This is a genomic window from Pseudomonas sp. Larv2_ips, from assembly GCF_963879675.1.
GTDB lineage: Bacteria > Pseudomonadota > Gammaproteobacteria > Pseudomonadales > Pseudomonadaceae > Aquipseudomonas.
Genome location: NZ_CAWOAW010000014.1, coordinates 1223199 through 1240453 on the forward strand (window position 1 = coordinate 1223199; position 17255 = coordinate 1240453).

Sequence of the window (17255 nt, forward strand, 5' to 3'; positions counted from 1 at the left end):
CCACGGCCCCCTGTGGGCGCCGGGCTCGCACGCGATGGCGATCTGACAGCCAGTGCAAGCGATCAGACCCTAGCCCTGCTGTTCCTGTTCCCTTTCATCCTGCAGGTCGATGGCCTTCTGCCCTTTAGTCTTCAGCTCACTCACAATCACTGCCGCCACAATCAGCGCCGCCCCCACCATCGCGATCGGCGGGAAGCGCTCACCGGCCATCCGCCCGATCACGCCGGCCCACACCGGTTCACCGGCGTAGATCAAGGTGGCGCGTGTCGGCGAGACACTCTGCTGCGCCCAGTTCATCGCGACCTGGATCACCGCGCTGGTCAAGCCAAGGCCTACGGCACTGAATACCAGCAACCAGGAAAACCCTGGCAAGGGTTCCCCCATCGGTACCACCATCAGAAACGACAATAACGACGCCGTGGCCAGTTGCACCACGGTCACCCGGCGTACATCCACCTGCCCGGCAAACGCGCTGATCAGAATAATTTCGGCGGCCACCGCCACTGCACAGATCAGCGTGGCGATTTCTCCGGGGCTGAAGTTCAGCGACGCGCCTGCCGGGCCGGTGAGCAACATCAAGCCGGTAAACGCCAGCATGATGCCAATGGCCGGCATCAGCCCTGGGCGGCGACCCAGCACCAACCACTGCAGCAGCGGCACGAACGGCACATACAGCGCCGTGATGAACGCCGACTGACTGCTCGGAATAGTCTGCAGCCCAATGGTCTGCATGCCGTAGCCGAACATGATCGAAGTACCGATGAACGCGCCGGCTTTCAACTCGAACAAGGTCAGGCCGCGCAGGGTGCGCAACGAAAAGAACCCCACCACGATGGCCGCTGCGGCAAACCGCAGACCCACGAAAAACATCGGTCCGCTGACCGTCATCGCATGTTGCACGAGCAAAAAGGTGCCGCCCCAGATCATGGTGATCACCACGAGAATGCATTCGGCTTTGCTGAAACGGTTGAAGCGTGAGGAGGGGTTCGGGGCGGTCATGGCGGCTCGGTCTTGCAAGGGAAAGGCACGGACCGCACAATGCGCCGCACGCTGGGCAGTATACTGCGCACACCTACCTATTGAGCAATATAGTGCACAAAGAAAATCCACATCGGGCGTCGGTCCTGCAACACGTCAGCCAGAACGTCCGTCGTCTGCGGCATGCTGCCGACATGAGCCAGACCGCGCTATCGGAAAAGTCCGGCGTCAGCCGGCGCATGCTGGTGGCCATCGAGGCGGGCGAGAAGAATGTCAGCCTGTCCACCCTGGACCGCGTCGCCGAAGCCCTGGATGTGGCCTTCAGCGACTTGATCCAGGCGCCGGATGCCGGCGATCACAGCCGCATCAACGAGCTGGCGTGGGCCGGCGACATTCCCGGCAGTAAAGCCGTATTGCTGGCCAAGGCCACTGCCCGGCGCGAAGTGGAGTTGTGGGAGATGCGCCTGGAACCGGGCGACCGTTACAGTCCGGAACCCGACCCGGAAGGCTGGAGCGTGCAGCTGTTTGTGTTCGAAGGCCGCCTGACCCTGATCCTCGATGACGAAGAAAAACACGTGGCCACCGGTGAGTTCTTCATGTTCGCCAGCCGCCAAGCCCACGGCTATCGCAATGATGGTGAGGTGGCGGTGCGCTTTGTGCGCAACGTGGTGATCTAACTGTCTGCCAGGCAACAGTGGATGGACACTTTGCTCGCCTGCACACGCAGGCCTTTCAAGATTTTAGCCGTAACACCCTGATTTTGTTGGCGATTACATTCAGGCACGACTCCTGCAATCACCCAGGTCATCTCACCGGAGCCTGGAGTCGGCCATGTCAGCCCACCCTCAACAACCTGCCCATATCATCCGCTCGGACGCCGAAGCCATCGAGGTCGCCACGCGCCTGGCCGCACGCTTTGCCGTCGACGCCAGCGCACGCGACCGCGAGCGGCGCTTGCCTGTGGCCGAACTTGACGAGTTTTCTGCCAGCGGTTTGTGGGGCATCACCATTCCTAAAGCCTATGGCGGCGCCGAGGTGTCCTATGTGACGGTGGCCGAGGTGATCAAGTTGATCTCCGCCGCCGACCCATCGCTGGGGCAAATCCCGCAGAACCATTTGGGCGTGGTGGACATTCTGCTGCAAACCGCCACAGAGGAACAAAAGCGCCACTACTTCGGCAAGGTCCTGGCGGGCTATCGGTTCGGCAATGCCTTCTCCGAAGCCAAAAGCAAAAACGCCGGCACGTTTGATACCCAGATTCGTTTTGAGCACGACACCGCACACATCAACGGCGAGAAGTTCTACTGCACCGGCGCGCTGTTCGCGCATATCGTGCCCACCGTCGGCAACAATGAAAACGGCCAGGCCTTTATCGCGTTCGTTGAGCGCGATGCGCCGGGCCTCACGGTCATTGACACCTGGGACGGCTTTGGCCAGCGCACCACCGCCAGCGGCGCGGTGACACTCGACGGTGTGACCGTGCCGCGCACCGCAGTGATCCCGGCTCACCTGGCCTTTGACCAACCCACCGCCAATGGCCCGATCTCGCAGATCATCCAGGCCGCCGTCGACACCGGCATCGCGCTTGGCGCGCTTGAGCACGCCAAAATCCACGCCCGCCAGGCACGCCCCTGGATTGACAGCCAACAAGAGCATGGTTGGCAAGACCCCTTCACCATCGCCGCCATCGGTGACCTGCAATGGCGCGTGCACGGCACCGAGGCCATTCTTGCCAAAGCCGGCAAAGCGGTCGACCTGGCCCTGGCCGAGCCGAACGTAGACACCGTGGCCCACGCCTCGCTGGTCGTCGCCCAGGCCAAAGTGCTGTCGGCCGAAACCGCCTTGCTCGCCAGCAGCAAACTCTTCGAACTCGCCGGCACTCGTTCGGTGACCGCCAGGCACAACCTCGACCGCTTCTGGCGCAATGCGCGCACCCATACCCTGCACGACCCGGCCCGCTGGAAATATCACCTGATCGGCAACTTCGTGCTCAACGGCGTGAAGCCCGCCCGCCAAGCCTGGAACTGAGGAACCTGACCCATGACCGCACTGAATTACGCGCGCCAATTGCTGGAAAGCACCCGCCGTACGGTTGAGCGAAGCGATGACCCCTACGTGATCAGCCGCTTCGGCGATTGGCAGATCCGCGTCGATGTGGCGGCCGCCTTGCTTGAGCGCGCCGCCACCGACCCAAGCCCGGTGGCCCTCACCGAAGCGCAGATCGCCGCCGCCGAAGCGCTGATTTTTGCCAGCAATGCCGAGTTCGAACTCACCGGCCAGCGCACCGCGCTGCCGCCCAGCCTTGATGATCCGTTGCGCACGAAATACCAGATTGTCGGCAACTATCACCTCAACGGAGCGCTTTGATGTCCCGTGAAATCCGCTTGAATGCCTTCGACATGAACTGCGTCGGCCACCAGTCGCCCGGTCTGTGGGCGCACCCGCGTGACCGTTCGTGGCAGTACAAAGACCTGGAATACTGGACCGACCTGGCCAAAATCCTCGAGCGCGGCAAATTCGACGGGCTGTTTATCGCCGACGTGCTGGGTATTTACGACGTGTACAACGGCAACGGTGATGCGGCGATTCGCCAGGCGGCGCAGGTGCCCGTCAATGACCCGCTGTCGTTGATCGCGCCGATGGCACTGGTCACCGAGCATCTGGGTTTCGGCCTGACTGCCTCGTTGTCGTTCGAGCACCCGTACCCGTTTGCCCGAAGGCTTTCCACCCTCGATCACCTGACCAAGGGCCGCGTGGGCTGGAACATCGTCACCTCGTACCTGGAAAGCGGCGCCAAGAACCTCGGCCAGAAAGCCCAGACCGAACACGACGCGCGCTATGACTACGCCGAGGAATACCTGGAGGTTTGCTACAAGCTCTGGGAAGGCAGCTGGGAAGAGGGCGCGGTCCTGCGTGATCGCGAGCGCCGGATTTTCAGCGACCCGAGCAAAATCCACGAAATCCGCCACGTCGGCAAACACTTCCAGGTGCCCGGTATTCATCTGTGCGAGCCGTCGCCGCAGCGCACGCCGGTGCTGTACCAGGCCGGTGCGTCCAGCCGTGGCAAGCAGTTCGCCGCCGAGCAGGCCGAGTGTGTGTTTGTCGCGGCGCCGTCCAAGGTGTTGCTGAAAAAGACCGTGGCCGATATCCGCCGGCGCGCCGCAGAAGCCGGGCGCGACCCGAAGAAAATCCTGATTTTCAACTTGCAGACGGTGATCGTCGGCGAGACCGACGCCAAGGCCAAGGCCAAGTTTGACGAGTACAAATCCTACGTCAGCTACGAAGGCGCAATGGCATTGATTTCTGGCTGGACCGGTATCGACTTCAGCCAGTTCAAACCCGATGAACCGCTCAAGCACGTGCACACCAACGCTATCCAGTCGGCGGTGGAGGCCTTCTCCACCGCGGACCCGAACAAGGTCTGGACGCCCAACGAACTGGCCGACTGGGTGGGCATCGGCGGCTTTGGCCCGTTGTTTGTCGGTGGCCCTGAAACCGTGGCCGACCTGCTGCAGGAATGGGTCGAGGAGACTGACGTGGACGGTTTCAATCTGGCCTATGCGCTGACCCACGAAACCTTTATCGACGCTGTGGACCTGTTGGTGCCGGAGCTGCAAAAGCGCGGCGTGTACAAGACCGAATACGCCCAAGGCACCTTGCGCGAGAAGCTGTTCGGCGATGGCGCGCGGCTGGGGGCGAATCATCCGGGCGCCGCTTACCGCGACTTATCGGGCTCATACAAAACCAAGGTGGGAGCGGGCTTGCTCGCGAATGCGGACTGACATTCAACATACATGTTGACTGAACCAGCGCTTTTCGCGAGCAAGCCCGCTCCCACATGTGACCTCGATTGTCTGATCAATCCCAGCCAGCGGACCACCGCACGCACACCCCTTTAATAGGAGCATCACCCCTATGAGCGTGCACGAACTCAAACGTCCGCTGGCCCTGGAATGGCCCGCCGAACTGCTCGGCAACCTGTGCGAGCCTTTGGAACACCTGCACCACTGGGCGCAAATCACGCCATTGCAGACGGCCCTGCGCCACAAGCGCCAGGGCCAGTGGTATGCCTGGCGGTGGATTGACGCCTTGCGCGACGTCGAGCGCCTGGCCGACGGGTTGCGTCAGCAAGGCTTTGGCGAGCAGTCGCGGCTGGCGCTCAGCGGCGCGTTCGAGCCGAACCTGCTGTTGTTGGCGTTGGCTGCGCAATCGGTCGGCGGGCAGGTGGTGACCCTGGCCGATGACCTCGAGCCCGAAGTCCTGTACCAACAGCTGTGGCGTATTCGCCCGACCCATTCGTATGTGCAGGACCGCCGGCAAGTGCGGCACTGGGCGTCTGCCAACCGACTGGATTTTGCCCAGTTGCTCGGCCCGCTGGACCCGGCGCAGCACTTGCAGCGCTGGTGGCAACCCACCGGCGAAAGCGCGTTGTGGAGCGAGGAGGGCACTCACTGGCAGGGCGGGTTGGCCGTGGTGCTGGAGCAGTGGCTCAACAGCGGCCATGGCCTGGCGTTTCCGGAAAACCTCGCCTCGGCCTGCCGCGATCGCAGTGAAGTCGCGCCGACCGGCCTGCTGTTATCACCTGAGCGTTTGCACCACCTGGCCGACGACATCGAAAGCCGCCTGGCCCCCTACGGTACCTGGCGCCGACGCCTGTGCGACTGGGCCATCGCCCACCCGCAAAGTGGCCTGCGCCGGTTGCTGAAAAACCGAGTGCGCAGGCTGCTGGGCTTTCAGCGTCTGTCCTACATCTGGCAACCGCTCAAATCCAAGGCCGAGCCGACATGGCTGGCCGAATTCAAACGGGACATCGCATGAGCCAGGCCATTCTCCAGGTGCGCGACATTTCGTTGTCATTCAAGGGCGTCAAGGCGATCAATGCCTTGTCGTTTGACGTGCAGCGCGGCGAGATTTGCGCGCTGATCGGGCCAAATGGCGCCGGCAAGAGTTCGTTGCTCAATGTGCTTAACGGTGTGTACCGCTTTGACGCCGGCGAGATCGTCTTCGAGCAACAACACTTCCATCGCATCGACCCATTGGGCGCGGCGCGTCGAGGCATTGGCCGTACCTTCCAGAACAACGCGCTGTTCAAAAAGATGAGCGTGCTCGACAACATCCTCACCGGCCTGTCGCGGCATATGCGCAGCACCTTTATCGAACAGGCCTTGGGCTTGCCGCGCGCCCGGCGTGAGGCCGAGGCCTTTCGCCTGCGTGCCCAGGGCATCCTTGAATTCCTTGAGTTGCAAGCCCAACGCGACGTGCTGGTGGGCAACCTGTCCTACGGCCTGCAAAAGCGCGTGGAGTTGGGCCGCGCGTTAATCGCAGGCCCGAGCCTGTTGCTGCTCGACGAACCCATGGCCGGGATGAACGCCGAAGAAAAACAGGAAATGGCGCGCTTCGTCGCCGACGTGAACCGCGACCTGGGCACCACCGTGGTGTTGATCGAGCACGACATGGGCGTGGTCATGGGCCTGTCCGACCATGTGGTGGTGCTCGACTACGGGCGCAAGGTCGGCGACGGCACGCCCGCCGAGGTACAGGCCAACCCCGAGGTGATCAGCGCCTACCTGGGAGTCGCACACTGATGACGTTCTTTTTCGAAACCCTGCTCGGCGGCTTGCTCGCCGGCACCCTGTACTCGCTGGTCGCCATCGGCTTCGTGCTGATCTACAAGGCCAGCGGCGTATTCAACTTCGCCCAAGGCTCGATGCTGCTGTTTGCCGCGCTGACCTTTGTCAGCCTGCATGACCAGGGCGTGCCGTTTGCCCTGGCCGTGTTGCTGACGGTGATCGTGATGATCGTCGGCGCCTTGCTGATCGAGCGGCTGGTGTTGCGCCCGTTGGTGAACCGTTCGCAGATCACCCTGTTCATGGCCACGTTGGGCCTGTCGTTCATTATCGAAGGCCTGGCCCAGGGCTTGATGGGTTCGCAGGTGCGCGCGCTGGATTTGGGCATCGACGACGTGCCGCTGTTTGTCGGGCCGCTGATGCTCAGTCAGTTCGACCTTATCGCCGCCGTGGCCGCCGTGGTGCTGGTGACGGTACTGGCGCTGCTGTTCAACACGACCCGCATCGGCGTGTCGTTGCGCGCGGTGGCGGATGACACCACGGCGGCGCTGTCCATCGGCATCAACCTCAACCGTATCTGGCAGATCGTCTGGGCCGTGGCCGGCGTGGTCGGGCTGGTGGCGGGGCTGTTGTGGGGCGCGCGCCAGGGTGTGCAGTTTTCGTTGTCGCTGGTGGTGCTCAAGGCCTTGCCGGTATTGATCATCGGCGGCTTCACCTCGATTGGCGGGGCGATTGTCGGCGGGCTGATTGTCGGCGCGGCGGAAAACCTGGCCGAGGTGTACATCGGCCCACTGATCGGCGGCGGTATCACGCCGTGGTTCGCCTACGTACTGGCCCTGGCCTTCCTGTATATCCGCCCCGCCGGCCTGTTCGGCGAGCGCGCCATCGAGCGAGTCTGAACCCATGTCGATTCCTGTCGTTCAACAAACCGCACCGCTGGTGTTGATCCAGCGACGCGTGCCCTGGGGCCTGATCGGCCTGTTGGCGTTGGCCTTTGTTGTCGTGCCGCTGTGGGGCAATGACTATTGGCTCAACGCGATCCTCGTCCCGTTTCTGGTGCTGTCGCTGGCCGGACTGGGCTTGAACCTGCTGACCGGCTACACCGGGCAAACCTCGGTGGGCGCGGCCGGTTTCATGGCTGTCGGCGCGTTCGCCACCTACGGGTTTTTGCTGCGTCTGCCGGCGCTGGGGTTGCCGGTGGCGCTGCTCGGCGGTGGGGTGATCAGCGCGTTGGTGGGACTGTTGTTCGGCCTGCCGAGTTCGCGGATCAAGGGTTTTTACCTGATGGTCACCACCTTGGCCGCGCAGTTTTTCCTGGAGTGGCTGTTCGTCAAATTCCCCTGGTTCTACAACTACGGCTCCTCCGGCACCATTTCTGCGCCGAAACTGGCGCTGTTCGGCCATGACCTGAACACGCCGCTGGGTCGTTACCTGCTGACGCTGGTCACGGTGTTGCTGCTGACCTGGACCGCCGTCAACCTGGTGCGCAGCCAGGTCGGCCGCAACTGGATGGCGATCCGCGACATGGACACCGCCGCCGCCGTGGTCGGTATCCCGGTGGTGCGCTACAAGCGCCTGGCGTTCGCCGTCAGTTCGTTCTACCTGGGCATTGCCGGTGCGCTGTGGGCGTTCGCTTACCTGGGCACGGCCAGCGCCAGCAGCTTTGATATCAACCGCTCGTTCCAGATCCTGTTCATCATCATTATCGGCGGCATGGGCAGCATTGCCGGCAACTTCGTCGGCGCGGCGTTTATCAGCCTGCTGCCGATTTTCCTCAGCCATGCCGGGCAGGCCTTGTTCGGCGGCTCGGTGGATGCGGGGCAATTGCAGAACCTGCAGAAGATCATCTTTGGCGTGTTGATCATCGTGTTCCTGATCAAGGAACCCGAGGGGTTGATTCGTCTGTTGCACAACCTGCGTGACCGTCTGCGGCAGTGGCCGCTGCGCTTCTAACATTCCCTCAAGAGAATCCAACATGCGTGCAACCTTGAAACGTTCCCTGGTCGGCGCCGCCCTGGCGCTGGCCGCGTTGGCGGGCGCCGTGCCCCAGGCGACGGCCTCGCCCGACCAGCAATTCATTCCCCTGGCCACCTACCGTGTGGGCGCGTACGCCTCCAGCGGCGTGCAGGTGTGGGCCGGGATGATCGACTACCTGCGTTATATCAACGAGGTCGAAGGCGGTATCAACGGCGTGAAACTGGTGTGGCAGGAATGCGAAACCGAGTGGACGGCGGAGAAGGGCATTGAGTGCTACGAGCGCTTCAAGAATGGCCTGGATGGCGCGCCGGTCGCGGTCTATCAACCCAATGGCGCCCCGGCCGCGTACGCGCTGAGTGAGCGTGCCGAGGTGGACAAGATCCCGCTGATCACCCTCGGTTACGGCCGCACCGAAGCCACCGACGGCACGGTGTTCCCGTACAACTTCCCGGTGATGCTGACCTTCTACAGCGAGGCCTCAACCCTGGTGAACTACATCGCCCAGCGCGAAGGCGGTTTCGACAAACTCAAGGGCAAGAAAATCGCCACGGTCTATCACGACTCGGCCTATGGGCGCGAAACCCTTGGCCCGCTGAAGTTGCTGGCAGAGAAATACGGCTTTGAAAATATCCAGATTCCGGTGGCCGACCCGGGCAATGAACAGTCGGCGCAGTGGCGCCAGGTACGCCAGGCGAATCCGGACTGGGTGTTCCTGCGCACCTGGGGCGTCTCGACGCCCGTAGCGGTGAAAACCGCCGCGCGTTTTGGCTTCCCGGTCGACCATATCATCGGCGATATCTGGGCCAGCTCCAGCGAAGACGTGCTGCCTGCCGGCGCGTCCGCCAAAGGCTATCTGGCGCTGACGCCATACCCGGCCGGTGCCGATTTCGAGATCCACAAACGCCTCCAGAAATACATCCTCGACAAGGGCCACAGTGACCTCAAGGACTTGAAAAACTTCGGCAGCGTCTACTACAACTCCGGCCTGGTGAACGCCGCCGTGGCCGTGGAAGCGATCCGTACCGGCCAGGCCAAATTCGGCAAGCGCCCCCTCAACGGTGAAGAAGGCCGTTGGGGCCTGGAACACTTGAACATCGACGACGCGCGCTTGAAGGACATGGGCTACCTGGGCCTGATGCAAAACCTCAAGCTGTCGTGCCGCGACCATGAAGGCGGCGGCTCGGCGCGTGTGCAGCAATGGGACGGCGCCAGCTGGACGCTCATCAGCGACTGGATCGCCGCCGACCGCGCGTTGCTGCGCCCGTTGATCGACGAAAAATCCGCCGCCTTCGCCAAGGAAAAAGGCCTGACACCGCGCACCTGCACTGGGGATGAATAACTCATGAGCCAACCCGCCGCCGAGTCCGCCAGCCAAGCGCTGTTGACGGTCGATGACATCGAAGTGATCTATGACGGCGCAATCCTGGCGGTGGCCGGGGTGTCCTTGAGCGTGCCCAAGGGCGCCATCGTTGCCTTGCTCGGCGCCAATGGCGCGGGCAAAAGCACCACGCTCAAGGCGATCTCGGGGCTGGTGCGTGCCGAACGGGCTGAGGTCAGCCGGGGCGTGATCGAATACGCCGGCCGCGACCTTGCCGGCATCGACCCCAGCCAGCGCGTGCGTGAAGGCATGGTCCACGTGTTGGAGGGCCGGCACGTGTTCGGCCAACTGACGGTCGAAGACAATCTGCGCAGCGGCGGCTTTGTGCGGCGCTTGAGCCGCAAGGCCATGGAGCATGACCTGGAGCGCATCTACGCCTGGTTTCCACGCCTCAAGACCAAGCGTCACACCCGTGCCGGGCTGACCTCCGGCGGCGAGCAGCAGATGGTCGCCATCGGCCGCGCGTTGATGACGCGGCCCGCCCTGGTGCTGCTCGATGAGCCGTCGATGGGCCTGGCGCCGATGATCGTGCAGGAAATCTTCGCGATCATCGCCCAGCTCAACCGTGAGCAGCAGGTGAGCTTTTTGATCGCCGAGCAGAACATCAACGTCGCGCTCACCTATGCGTCCCAGGGCTACGTGCTGGATACTGGGCGGGTGGTCTTGGGCGGCAGCGCCGCTGAACTGCGGGCGCGCGGCGATTTGCATGATATTTATCTGGGTAAACAGTAAGGGCGAATGTGCATGACTGAATCCATCCGCAACGCTGATGTCTTGATCATCGGCGGCGGCCTGAGCGGCACGATGTTGGCCGTGCAATTGCTGCGCCTGCCGGGGCAGCGCCGCATCCTGGTGATCGAACCACGCGCCGAGCTGGGCCGTGGCGAGGCGTACAGCGCGGTCGAACTGGGCCACACCTTGAACGGCAACGCCGCGCGCATGAGCGTCGACCCGGACAACGCCGACGACCTGACCCAATGGCTCACCGACTACATCGGCGCCGGTGGGTGGCCGCAGGCGCACCAGCAAGCCGTGCCGATCAGTGAGCTGTTCCCGCCGCGCGGGATCTTCGGGCTGTACGCGCAGCAGCGGCTGGCCGAAGCCAAGGCGTTGTCGGCTTCGACGGTGGAGCATGTGCGTGGCGAGGTCATCGACCTGCACGTGGATGAAAGGTCCACAGTGCTGACACTCGATAACGGCCAGCAACTGTGCGGCGCTTTCGCGGTATTGGCCACCGGCATGTTTCCCGCAGCGCGTACGCCGCAGACCGACTCCAGCGGCTTGAACGCGGCAGCCGTGGACCCGTGGGATGTGCAGGCGATGACCCTGATCGACCCGCAATCGACGGTACTGATCATCGGCTCCGGGCTGACCATGGTGGACGCCGTGGTGTCGCTGGAACAGGCCGGCCACCGAGGCCCGATCGAGATTTTTTCGCGCCACGGGCTGCTGCCGCATGTACGGCGGCAGCCGCCGGGCTGGGTGGATTTTCTCGCCGAGGACCATCGCCTGCGCAGCCCCGGGCAACTGCTGCGCGAAGTGCGCCGCCAATGCCGCAGCGCGCTGCAGCAAGGCATCGATTGGCAGGCTCCGCTGGACACCGTGCGTGCGCATGTTGCCCGTTTGTGGAGCCAGGCCAGCGACGTCGAAAAACGCCAGTTCGTGCGCCATGTACGGCCGTGGTGGGAAAGTCATCATCACCGTTCGCCGCCGTTGAGCGCGCAATTGGTGGCACGGTTGCAGGACGAAGGGCGGTTGCGGGTTCACGCAGCGTCGTTCAAAGGCGTGGTGGCCTCGGACGGCGGCGTGACTGTCCGCTTGCGTCGTCGTGGCGAGCAGGAGGTGACGCACGTGTCGGGGGCGGCGTTGATCAATTCCAGTGGCATTGAGTACGACTGGCGCCGCGTGGCCCGGCCGTTGCCCCAGCAGTTGCTCAAGCGTGGGTTGATCCAGCCCGGGCCGTTGGCGTTGGGGATTGCGGCGGATGTGTCGGGCGCTGTGGTGGATGCCGAGGGCACTGTCAGCCGGCGCCTGTTCGCCATGGGCCCGCCGTTGCGCGGGATGTGGTGGGAAAGCACGGCGGTGACCGACGTGGCGATTCAGGCCAAGGCGTTGGCGTTGAAGCTGACAAATATCTAATGTGGGAGCGGGCTTGCTCGCGAAGGCGGTGTGTCAGTTGCACATGAGCGGGCTGACCCACCGCCTTCGCGAGCACGTCCGCTCCCACAGTTCAACCGAGTGCGTCTACCACACCGCTGTGCTCTGCTTTTTTGTGGGAACGGGCTTGCCTGCGATGCAGGCAACTCGGTGCATCAGGCATAAGCCGTTGATGCCATCGCAGCGGTGCGGCGATCCGACAAGCCCGTTCTCACAGTTGATCGGCGTTTCAACTTCCAATCTTCACGAAACCAGGCTTGAGGCCAAACACTTCCACCCCCTGCGCGGTCGACTGCCCGGTGGTGACCTTCACCCGCTCCACCGGTTGGTCCATCGTCGCGCGGTACTCCACGGTCATGTCGGCGCGGTTGATCGCCTGGCTCGGCACCACAATCGCCTGCTCGTTGTTGTAGGTGACAATGGTCAATCGCGCACTCATCCCCAGCCGCACGCGCTGCAATTGCTGCGGCGTCAGTTTGGGAATCGACAAGGTCACCGGAAATTGCGCGCTGCCCTGGCTGTCGCTGGCAATCGCCAAGCCGCTGACCACACTCACCGAGCCGATCAGCCGCTCCCCGTCGAAGCCATCGCCCATCACTTCCACCGCCTGGCCCTGGTGCAGCTGGTTGATGTCCAGCTCCGACACCTTGGCCACGATTTTCAGCCGTTCGATGTTCGCCAGGCCGAACAGCACCTGGCCCTGGCTGACTTTGCTGCCGGCCTGCACCGGCGCGTTACTGTTGCCACCGCCTGGCGTCGACGTAGTGCTGCCGGGGGCGGGCACCACGATGCCGGAGAACGGCGCTTTGACCTCCTTGCCATCGAGCAGTTTGTGCAGGGCGTCGTACTTGACCGTGGCGTTGGTCAGTTCCATGTCGGCGATCTGCTTGTATTCGCCCTGGCCCTGGTCCTGCGCCTGCTGCAGTTCACTGCGGGCCGAGGCGAGGTCCAGTTGCTGCTGCTGAGTCTGCTGTTTGAGGTCGTCCAGTTCGTTGCGCGGAATGATGCCGCGCTTGAACAGGTTTTCGCTTTCGGTGAGTTTGCGCTGGGTGTTGCCGGCGGTCATTTCGGCGGTGCGCAGGCTGCGGCGCGCACGGCTGACGGCGGGGCTGCTGTCCCAGTCTTGCATCTCTTGCACGGTGCGCCGGGCCTTGAGCTGGGCCGACAATGCGTCGCGCAGCTGCACCTCGAGGGTGGCCGGGTCCATGCGCAACAGCACCTGGCCGGCGTCGACACGCTGGCCTTGCTCAACCAGGTTGTCCAGCACGTTGCCGTCGAACGGCGCCGTCAGGGTGACGGTGGACTCGGGTTCGATCTTGCCCACCAGGCCGATCTGGTGCACGAGCGCGTCGGGTTTTACCGCCAGCCATTGCTCGGCCGTCCGGGTTTGCCCGGCGTCACTGCGATGGCTGAGCACGGCAATGCCTGTGCCGGTCAGCAGCACGACCAATACAGCGCCGAGCAGGCGTTTTTTATCAGTAGTCATTGAGGGCGATTTCCCAACTTTCCAGCGTCATGCCCAGCGTCAGGTCGAGCTGGGTCTGGGCGTTCAAATAAGCGATCAGCGCATTGAGCTGGGCGTTTTCGGCGTTGCGCAGGTCGGTCTCGAAACTCAACACCTGAAAGTTGGTGGAGCGCCCGGCACTGAGTTTTTCCCGCTCGATTTCGATCTTGCGCCGCGACAGCTCGACAGCGCGCTGGGAGATTTCATATTGGCGCCAGCGTGTGCCGAGGTCGCGCACCACGTCGTTGACGTTGCGTTCCAGCTCCTGACGCGCATCGGTGATACGGATCTGCTGGTCCTCGACGTTGACCCGCGCGCGCACCTCGGCCTGTCGCGTGCTGATGTCACCGATAGGGATTTGCACCTGCACGCCAGCGTAGCTGTTCCACGTGCGGTTGTTGCCATTGCCGTTGCCGTTGCCATTGCCGTTGTCGTTGTTGCTGTAGGCATCGCGGAGCTGGTTGGCCCCGGCCACCAGGTCGACCTGCCAGCGCCCGGAATCCTTGGCGATCACCAGGTTGAGGTCGGCCTGTTGGCTGCCCAGCAGGGCGGCGAGGTATTCCGGCTGCTGGGTCTGCGCCAGGTTGAAGGCCTGGCGCTTGTCAATGGTCATCGGCCTGGCCTCCAGCGCCTCGCTGGCGCGGATGGGCGTCGACAGGTCCAGCGCCAACAGGCGCAGCAGGGCCAGGCGGCTTGTATCGAGCTGGTTCTGCGCTTCTTCGACGCCGAGTTGTTGGGTGGCGATGTCAGCTTCGGTCTGCACGATTTCGAACTCGGCCATGCGGCCTGCGCTGATCAATGCCTTGTTCACCTCCAGCAACGTGTTGGAGCGTTTGAGCGCATCCTGGACGATGCTCAACTGCTCCTGGGCGCGCAGCAGTTCGCGGTACGTGGCGATGATCTGGCTGATGGTCTGCGCCACGGTAGCCTTGAGGTTGAGCCGGTTGGCCTGTTCCGACAGGCGCGACAGGCGCAGCGGCGCGGTGGTGGCGTCCCAACCGGCGCCGCGCGCCAGCGGCTGGATGAGCGCCAGGTCGAGGCCGTCACTGCGGTAGCGGCCGGCGTGATCGGCGTTGTTCAGTTGTTGGGTCCAGGCCATGCTCAGCCGCGTGCCGTATTCGCCGAGCAAGGTGGCGTTCGGGGCCAGGTTGGCGTTGCGTGAGTTATCGGCGGTGCCGCGACTTTGGCGGTAATAACTGTTGAGCGTGAGCTTGGGGTTGAACACATCTTCGGCCACGCGCAGGTCGAACTTCTGCGCCACCCGTTGCAGGTACGCGCTGCGGATTGCCGGGTTGTTGCGCAAGCCCAGGTACACCGCATCACCCAGGGTCAGGGTGGTGACCTGGGCATTCAACGACACGCCGCGCTCGTAACCTGTGCGGGTGCTGCTGGGCGCGGACGGGTTGATCACCACGTCGCCAGCCATCGCCGGCAGGCTTGCCATCACCAGTAACAGCGGCCATTTATTCATCACGCAAGGCCTCCACCGGCTGCAGCCGCGAGGCGGACACCGCTGGGTAGATGCCAAAGAACAAGCCCACCAGCAACGTACTGCCCACCCCAAGGGGCAGGGCGGCGGCGGCCAGGGCAAATGCCCAGCCCGACAGCCAGGCATAGAGCCAGGCGGCGCTCATCCCCAGCACGGCGCCGCACAGTGCGCCGACGGCCGTCAGGGTCACGGCTTCGAGCAGGAACAGGTTGCGGATGTCACGCTGACGCGCGCCCAGGGCCATGCGGATACCAATCTCACGGCGGCGCTCCGAGACATTCATCAGCATCACGTTCATCACACCGACGCCGCCGCCTACCAGCGAGATCGCACCCAGCGCCAGCAACAAATAGGCGAACGTGCGGCTTTGCCGGGTCATGCCATCGATCATTTGCTGCGGCACCTGGATGTCGACATCGTGGTCGGTGAGTTGGCGTTTCAAGGCGCTGGAGGCGTCGCGGGCGATACGCTCCATGTCCTGGCCCGGCGTGGCGCGGATAATCACGTTGCCGATTTGCGGGGTCGGGTAGATGCGGCGCATGCCTTCGGCGGGGATGAACAGCGATTCGTTGGCCTGCACCGGCATGAGCATGGCTCGGGCCTGGTTGTGCAGGATGCCCACTACCAGAAACAGGTAGTCGTTGATGCGTATGCGGTCGCCCGGTTTCAGCGGATCACCCGGCATACCCAGAGCCTGAGCGAGCTGGTCGCCGATCACGGCGTAGGTTTCACTGGCGTCGAAGGGCGAAAGAAAGCGCCCGTCGCGCACCACCAGGCGCATGGCGTCCTTGATATCGGCTGTGGTGCCGACCAGGTTGGCGTTAGCCGTGCGGCCGTGGAACACGATCGGCCCACCGAACACGCTGAGGGCGCCGATATGGGCAATGCCGGGCACACTGGCGCGCACGGCCTCAAGGTCGAGGCTGGCACGCATCGGCGCGCTGCTGTTGCCTTTGGGCGGAAACTGGGCAACCAGGGTGTCGGTGCCCATGTCCTTGAAGATCATCGCGGCATCCACCGCCGCGTTATGGCCGATATTGATCAAGGCCACCACCGATGAACTGCCGATGACGATGCCCAGCAGCGCCAGGACCGAGCGCTTGCCCAGGGTGCGCAGGCTCACAAACGCTTCATGCAGCAGTTGGCTCAGGCTCTGCTCGACCCGCAAGCTCATAGGCGCCCGGCCTCATGCACCACGCCATTGCGTACCAGGATCTTGCGCTCCAGTCGCTCGGCGATATGCGGGTCATGGGTGACGATGATCAGCGTCACTTGCTGTTCGCGGTTGAGGCCCAGAAGCAGATCCATGATCTCCTGGGCCGTGGTGCTGTCGAGGTTGCCGGTGGGTTCGTCGGCAAGAATCACCGAGGGTTTGCCAACCAGCGCACGCGCAATCGCCACGCGTTGACGCTGGCCGCCGGAGAGGTCAGCGGGGCGGTGGTGGGCGCGCTCGGCCAGGCCGACCTGTTCCAGCATGCGCAATGCCTGTTCCACCGACTCGTGGCGCGACACGCCACGGTAACTCAAGGGCAGAGCGACGTTGTCCAGGGCACTGAGGCGCGGCAGCAGGTTGAAGCTCTGGAACACGAAACCGATCTGCTGGTTGCGGATCGCCGCCAGCTCATCGGGGCTGGCGCTGAAAATATCGTGGCCGGCAAAGCGGTATTGGCCGCAGTTGGGCAAATCCAGCAGGCCGAGGATATTGAGCAGGGTACTTTTGCCAGAGCCGGAGGCGCCGAGAATGCCGCAACTGTCGCCGCTGGCGATGGACAGGCACACATCATTGAGGATGGTCAGTTCCTGGCCGGCAAGCTGATAGCGTTTGCCGATGCCTTGCAGGGAAATCAAGCCTGGGTGCGCGGGGGTATCTGTCATCATGACTACGCCTGCAGTCTCGACGGTGCCGCTTGCGCCCGGTAAATCCTTGTAACAAGTTCGGGAGCTGCCTGGTACGCGTCACGGACTGGTTTTATTTCTTGTTTTTAAAATATTGTTTGAATAGTAACCGCGTTCCATGCGCTTCGCCAGCCATGGATGTAGAGCGGTTTTACCCTTTGAAACGAATTTATCGCGCACGCGTTCGAGCGACTTGCGATCCCCTCGGCGAGTCGCGGAAGTCCCGGTTATACAGGCTTTTAGATGGATAGCGCAGTGTCAGTACTTGCTTTCGAAGGGCTGCCCCGGTATAAAAAATCAAATTATTTT

At 63.3% G+C, this 17255-nt stretch carries 16 protein-coding genes; 11 read left to right on the forward strand and 5 right to left on the reverse strand.

Annotation, left to right across the window (positions count from 1 at the left end; all coding sequences use genetic code 11):
- Nucleotides 1-69 precede the first annotated feature (69 nt).
- Nucleotides 70-999 carry a DMT family transporter gene (locus AACV02_RS12250; protein ID WP_119739848.1) on the reverse strand — a complete coding sequence of 310 codons (930 nt, stop codon included), beginning with the start codon at nucleotides 997-999 and terminating at the stop codon, nucleotides 70-72.
- Nucleotides 1000-1091: 92 nt separating this feature from the next.
- Here AACV02_RS12250 and AACV02_RS12255 point away from each other — a divergent pair, with 92 nt between their 5' ends.
- The 11 genes from AACV02_RS12255 to AACV02_RS12305 all read left to right on the forward strand — a co-directional run bounded on the left by AACV02_RS12255 (nucleotide 1092) and on the right by AACV02_RS12305 (nucleotide 12039).
- The gene (locus tag AACV02_RS12255) at nucleotides 1092-1655 is read left to right on the forward strand and encodes a helix-turn-helix domain-containing protein (protein ID WP_106578787.1); all 564 of its coding nucleotides are present in this window, start codon (nucleotides 1092-1094) and stop codon (nucleotides 1653-1655) included.
- Between the two features lie 154 nt (nucleotides 1656-1809).
- Nucleotides 1810-3006, forward strand: a complete 1197-nt coding sequence (locus AACV02_RS12260; RefSeq protein WP_119739850.1) for an SfnB family sulfur acquisition oxidoreductase — start codon at nucleotides 1810-1812, stop codon at nucleotides 3004-3006.
- Between the two features lie 12 nt (nucleotides 3007-3018).
- Entirely contained in the window at nucleotides 3019-3345 is a 327-nt protein-coding gene (locus AACV02_RS12265; protein WP_106578785.1) for an acyl-CoA dehydrogenase, read from the forward strand.
- Nucleotides 3345-4760: an LLM class flavin-dependent oxidoreductase gene (locus AACV02_RS12270; protein ID WP_119739852.1), complete on the forward strand. Its 1416-nt coding sequence runs from the start codon at nucleotides 3345-3347 to the stop codon at nucleotides 4758-4760. Before AACV02_RS12265 ends, AACV02_RS12270 begins: the two co-directional genes overlap by 1 nt.
- Nucleotides 4761-4893: 133 nt before the next feature.
- Nucleotides 4894-5796 (forward strand): AMP-binding protein, encoded by a 903-nt coding sequence (locus AACV02_RS12275; RefSeq protein ID WP_119739854.1) that lies wholly within the window; start codon nucleotides 4894-4896, stop codon nucleotides 5794-5796.
- Nucleotides 5793-6563 (forward strand): ABC transporter ATP-binding protein, encoded by a 771-nt coding sequence (locus tag AACV02_RS12280; protein WP_119739856.1) that lies wholly within the window; start codon nucleotides 5793-5795, stop codon nucleotides 6561-6563. Before AACV02_RS12275 ends, AACV02_RS12280 begins: the two co-directional genes overlap by 4 nt.
- Nucleotides 6563-7444 (forward strand): branched-chain amino acid ABC transporter permease, encoded by an 882-nt coding sequence (locus AACV02_RS12285; protein ID WP_119739858.1) that lies wholly within the window; start codon nucleotides 6563-6565, stop codon nucleotides 7442-7444. Before AACV02_RS12280 ends, AACV02_RS12285 begins: the two co-directional genes overlap by 1 nt.
- 4 nt (nucleotides 7445-7448) lie before the next feature.
- A complete protein-coding gene (locus AACV02_RS12290) occupies nucleotides 7449-8498 on the forward strand; it encodes a branched-chain amino acid ABC transporter permease (protein WP_119739861.1) in 1050 nt (349 codons plus the stop codon).
- 22 nt (nucleotides 8499-8520) lie between these two features.
- Entirely contained in the window at nucleotides 8521-9861 is a 1341-nt protein-coding gene (locus AACV02_RS12295) for an ABC transporter substrate-binding protein (RefSeq protein WP_106578778.1), read from the forward strand.
- A gap of 3 nt (nucleotides 9862-9864) precedes the next feature.
- Entirely contained in the window at nucleotides 9865-10632 is a 768-nt protein-coding gene (locus AACV02_RS12300; RefSeq protein ID WP_119739863.1) for an ABC transporter ATP-binding protein, read from the forward strand.
- A 12-nt stretch (nucleotides 10633-10644) separates the two neighbouring features.
- Entirely contained in the window at nucleotides 10645-12039 is a 1395-nt protein-coding gene (locus AACV02_RS12305) for an FAD/NAD(P)-binding protein (RefSeq protein ID WP_119739865.1), read from the forward strand.
- Between the two features lie 247 nt (nucleotides 12040-12286).
- Here AACV02_RS12305 and AACV02_RS12310 read toward each other — a convergent pair whose 3' ends face one another.
- From AACV02_RS12310 to AACV02_RS12325, 4 genes are read right to left on the reverse strand one after another with little or no spacing between them, the layout of a single operon-like run.
- The gene (locus AACV02_RS12310) at nucleotides 12287-13543 is read right to left on the reverse strand and encodes an efflux RND transporter periplasmic adaptor subunit (RefSeq protein ID WP_119739867.1); all 1257 of its coding nucleotides are present in this window, start codon (nucleotides 13541-13543) and stop codon (nucleotides 12287-12289) included.
- Nucleotides 13533-15032 carry a TolC family protein gene (locus AACV02_RS12315; RefSeq protein WP_119739869.1) on the reverse strand — a complete coding sequence of 500 codons (1500 nt, stop codon included), beginning with the start codon at nucleotides 15030-15032 and terminating at the stop codon, nucleotides 13533-13535. Before AACV02_RS12315 ends, AACV02_RS12310 begins: the two co-directional genes overlap by 11 nt.
- Nucleotides 15025-16224 (reverse strand): ABC transporter permease, encoded by a 1200-nt coding sequence (locus AACV02_RS12320; protein WP_119739871.1) that lies wholly within the window; start codon nucleotides 16222-16224, stop codon nucleotides 15025-15027. Before AACV02_RS12320 ends, AACV02_RS12315 begins: the two co-directional genes overlap by 8 nt.
- The gene (locus tag AACV02_RS12325; protein ID WP_119739874.1) at nucleotides 16221-16928 is read right to left on the reverse strand and encodes an ABC transporter ATP-binding protein; all 708 of its coding nucleotides are present in this window, start codon (nucleotides 16926-16928) and stop codon (nucleotides 16221-16223) included. The genes AACV02_RS12320 and AACV02_RS12325 overlap by 4 nt, the downstream gene beginning before the upstream one ends.
- Nucleotides 16929-17255 lie beyond the last annotated feature (327 nt).

Excerpts from the sequence above, each read along its gene's own strand:
- AACV02_RS12250 (WP_119739848.1), bottom strand. The coding sequence starts at position 999 with ATGACCGCCCCGAACCCCTCCTCACGCTTCAACCGTTTCAGCAAAGCC.
- AACV02_RS12260 (WP_119739850.1), top strand. The coding sequence starts at position 1,810 with ATGTCAGCCCACCCTCAACAACCTGCCCATATCATCCGCTCGGACGCC.
- AACV02_RS12265 (WP_106578785.1), top strand. The coding sequence starts at position 3,019 with ATGACCGCACTGAATTACGCGCGCCAATTGCTGGAAAGCACCCGCCGT.
- AACV02_RS12270 (WP_119739852.1), top strand. The coding sequence starts at position 3,345 with ATGTCCCGTGAAATCCGCTTGAATGCCTTCGACATGAACTGCGTCGGC.
- AACV02_RS12275 (WP_119739854.1), top strand. The coding sequence starts at position 4,894 with ATGAGCGTGCACGAACTCAAACGTCCGCTGGCCCTGGAATGGCCCGCC.
- AACV02_RS12280 (WP_119739856.1), top strand. The coding sequence starts at position 5,793 with ATGAGCCAGGCCATTCTCCAGGTGCGCGACATTTCGTTGTCATTCAAG.
- AACV02_RS12285 (WP_119739858.1), top strand. The coding sequence starts at position 6,563 with ATGACGTTCTTTTTCGAAACCCTGCTCGGCGGCTTGCTCGCCGGCACC.
- AACV02_RS12290 (WP_119739861.1), top strand. The coding sequence starts at position 7,449 with ATGTCGATTCCTGTCGTTCAACAAACCGCACCGCTGGTGTTGATCCAG.
- AACV02_RS12295 (WP_106578778.1), top strand. The coding sequence starts at position 8,521 with ATGCGTGCAACCTTGAAACGTTCCCTGGTCGGCGCCGCCCTGGCGCTG.
- AACV02_RS12300 (WP_119739863.1), top strand. The coding sequence starts at position 9,865 with ATGAGCCAACCCGCCGCCGAGTCCGCCAGCCAAGCGCTGTTGACGGTC.
- AACV02_RS12305 (WP_119739865.1), top strand. The coding sequence starts at position 10,645 with ATGACTGAATCCATCCGCAACGCTGATGTCTTGATCATCGGCGGCGGC.
- AACV02_RS12310 (WP_119739867.1), bottom strand. The coding sequence starts at position 13,543 with ATGACTACTGATAAAAAACGCCTGCTCGGCGCTGTATTGGTCGTGCTG.
- AACV02_RS12315 (WP_119739869.1), bottom strand. The coding sequence starts at position 15,032 with ATGAATAAATGGCCGCTGTTACTGGTGATGGCAAGCCTGCCGGCGATG.
- AACV02_RS12320 (WP_119739871.1), bottom strand. The coding sequence starts at position 16,224 with ATGAGCTTGCGGGTCGAGCAGAGCCTGAGCCAACTGCTGCATGAAGCG.
- AACV02_RS12325 (WP_119739874.1), bottom strand. The coding sequence starts at position 16,928 with ATGATGACAGATACCCCCGCGCACCCAGGCTTGATTTCCCTGCAAGGC.